Origin of the sequence: Streptomyces sp. 15-116A, from assembly GCF_025290915.1 — a bacterium.
Taxonomy (GTDB): Bacteria; Actinomycetota; Actinomycetes; order Streptomycetales; family Streptomycetaceae; genus Streptomyces.
The window spans coordinates 1-2,475 of the sequence record NZ_JAOCQE010000479.1; the positions used below are offsets into that span (position 1 = coordinate 1).

At 75.2% G+C, this 2,475-nt stretch carries 1 protein-coding gene; it reads left to right on the forward strand.

Going from position 1 to position 2,475, the window contains the following annotated elements:
- The coding region (locus N4P33_RS34605) for an AAA family ATPase (protein ID WP_260830875.1) at window positions 1-2,475 on the forward strand (2,475 nt) is incomplete at both ends.

The following is a 2,475-nucleotide window of genomic DNA, read 5'->3' on the forward strand; positions in this document are numbered from 1 at the left end:
GCCGACGGCCTGCCGTTCGCGCCCTTCTCCACCGCCCTGCGCCAGCTGCGCCGCGAGCTGCCCGACCAGCTCGCCGCCGCCGCGGCCGGGCAGGAGGAGGAACTCGCCCGCCTGCTGCCCGAACTCGGCACCGCCGCCGCCCGCGAGGCCCGCCGCGACGAACAGGGCATGGCCCGCCTCTTCGAACTCACCGCCCGCCTGCTGGAACGTGTCGCCGCCGAGCACACCGTCGTCCTCGCCCTGGAGGACCTGCACTGGGCGGACGCCTCCACCCGCCACCTGCTGGCGTACCTCTTCCGCACCCTGCGCACCGGCCGGCTCGTCGTCCTCGCCACCTACCGCTCCGACGACATCCACCGCCGCCACCCGCTGCGCCCCCTCCTCGCCGAACTCGACCGGCTGCGCACCGTCCGCCGCGTCGAACTCGGCCGCTTCAACCGCGACGAGGTCGGCCGCCAGCTCGCCGGCATCCTCGCCCGCGAGCCCGAACCCGACCACGTCGACGAGATCTTCGAACGCTCCGACGGCAACGCCTTCTTCGTCGAGGAACTCTCCGTGGCCGGCCACGAGGGCTGTCGCACCGCCCTCACCGACTCGCTGCGCGATCTGCTCCTCGTCCGCGTCGAAGGACTCCCGGAGAGCGCCCAGCGGGTCGCCCGGATCGTCGCCGAGGGCGGCTCCACCGTGGAGTACCGGCTGCTCGCCGCCGTCGCCCGCCTCGCCGAGGACGACCTCATCGAGGCGCTGCGCGCCGCCGTCAACGCCAGCATCCTCACCCCGGCGCCCGACCGCGACGGCTACCGCTTCCGCCACTCCCTCGTCCGCGAGGCCGTCAGCGACGACCTGCTGCCCGGCGAACGCTCCCGTCTCAACCGCGGCTTCGCCGAAGCCCTGGAGGCCGACCCCACCCTGGTGCCCGCCGACGAGCGCGTCACCCGCCTGGCCAGCTACTGGTACCACGCCCACGACGCCGCCAAGGCCCTGCCCGCCGTCCTCGACGCCTCCGCCGAGGCCCGCCGCCGCCACGCCTACGCCGAACAACTCCGGCTCCTCGAGCGGGCCATGGAACTGTGGGACTCCGTCCCTCAGGAGATACGCGCCGGCCTGCGCCCCGCCGACTACACCGAGGCCTACTGCGGCTGCGACCCCGAGACGGCCACCCTGCGCTACCTCGACCTCCTCGCCGAGGCCGCCGTCGCCGGACGGCTCTGCGGCGAACGCGAACGCTCACTGAAGATCACCAAGCGGGCCCTGCGCCAGCTCGACGAGGACCCCGACCCGCTGCGCGCCGCCTGGTTCTGGGTCCAGCGCTCCCGGCTCACCCAGTCCCTCGCCCGCGGCGACGGCTGGACCGAACTCGGTACCGCGCAGGAGCTGGTGCGCGGCCTGCCCCCGTCCGAGGTGCACGCCGAGGTCCTCGCCTCCGCCGCCAGCTGGTCCATGCTCCACGAACCCGGCCCCGAGGCCATGGCCGCCGCCGAACGCGCCGTGGAGTACGCCCGCATGGTCGGCGCCCACGACATCGAGCTCAACGCCCGCCTCACCCTCGGCGGCCTCATGGTCGACGCCGGCGACATCGAGACCGGCCTCGCCACGATGTACGAGGTCCAGCGCCGGGCGAGCGAACTGGGCGTCGACATGGTGCTGTGCCGCAGCTATGTGAACCTCCCCTCGGTCCTCGAAGGCGTCGGCCGCTCCGAGGAGGCGCTCGGCCTGCTCCAGGAGGGCACCCGCGTCACCCGCCGCCTGGGCCTGCTGGACTCCGAGGCCTGGGTGTGGGGCAACCTCGCCGAGTCCCTGCACTCCGTGGGCCGCTGGGACGAGGCGGCCGAGGCCGCCGCCACCGCCCAGCGCCGGGAACCGAGCTCCAAGCCCCGCGCCGGCGCCGCCATGCGCCTGGCCCATCTCGCCTACGACCGCGGCGACCTGGCCACGGCGTCCCGCCAACTCGCCGCCGCCCGCGCTCACTTCGGCACCCACGACGCCATGCCGCAGTACTCCCTGCCGATGACTTTGGTCGCCGTCGGCATCGCCGCCGCCGAGGGCCGCCTCGCCGACGCCCGCGCCGAACTCCTCACCGCCCTCGACGCCGAACTCCCGCCCGGCACCCAGCGCTACGGCTGGCCCCTGCTGCTCACCGCCGCCACCGCCGAGTCCGACGCCTTCGGCGACCCGGCCACCGAACCCGGCCGCCCCGAGATCCTCGACCGCATCCGCACGGCCGCCAAGACCCTCGCCACCGGCGTGCCCGTGTGGCAGGCCCACGACATCTGGCTGCGCGCCGAACTGCAGCGGGCCGAGGGCACCACCGCCCCGGACGAGTGGAGCGCCGCCGTCGCCGCCGTGGAACCCCTCGGCCGTCCCTACGACCTCGCGCGCGTCCGCTACCGGCTCGCCGAGGCCCTGCTCGCCGCCGGAGCGGGCGAGGACGAGCGGGCCCGCGCCAGGGAACTGCTGCGGCTGTCCCAGGCCGTC